Genomic DNA, 505 nt, shown 5'->3' on the forward strand with positions numbered 1-505 from the left:
AGGTTCAAATGCAGTGTTTATTGGCCGCAACGGCTCAAAATATCAAGAAAATAGCGATAAAGCTATTTTTGTTACGTTTTTTTAAGCTATTTTTTAATTTATTTAATAAAATCCAAATTAAAAATCTTATTTATGGTTTAAATAAAAAAATAAACCCCGAATTATATCGAGGTTTGTCATCAATCTGAGGATAAATACTATTTATCCTTTTTGGCTAAGAAAAAACTTTGATGAACTAATGCTGCTTTTTCTCTATTATTTTTATTATGCTAGCAACGGTTGTTATTGTTAATGAGCCTGTTTATTCTTCAAATCCCACCTCTAAATTGCCTTATTCAGTAAAAGTAGGGGATTGGATTTTTAGAAAAGGTATACAAACTGATGTAAATACCCCAAACTTAGTACAAGATTCAAGTAGAAAATCATGCTGTTTGTTTTAGTGTTTTATACTCAATCGGCGTCATGTTATTTAATGCCTCATGCGGTCTTTCGGTGTTATAAATCG

Annotated in this window: 1 protein-coding gene; it reads left to right on the forward strand. The window is 29.9% G+C overall.

The genetic code is table 11. From position 1 onward, the window contains the following. Positions 1-188, forward strand: a 188-nt coding sequence (locus A9G24_RS13015; RefSeq protein ID WP_218056200.1) for a hypothetical protein, incomplete at its 5' end; no start/stop codon positions are given. Positions 189-505: the final 317 nt, after the last annotated feature.

Origin of the sequence: Gilliamella sp. App6-5 (assembly GCF_001690525.1) — a bacterium.
GTDB classification, from domain to species: Bacteria; Pseudomonadota; Gammaproteobacteria; order Enterobacterales; family Orbaceae; genus Gilliamella; species Gilliamella apicola_H.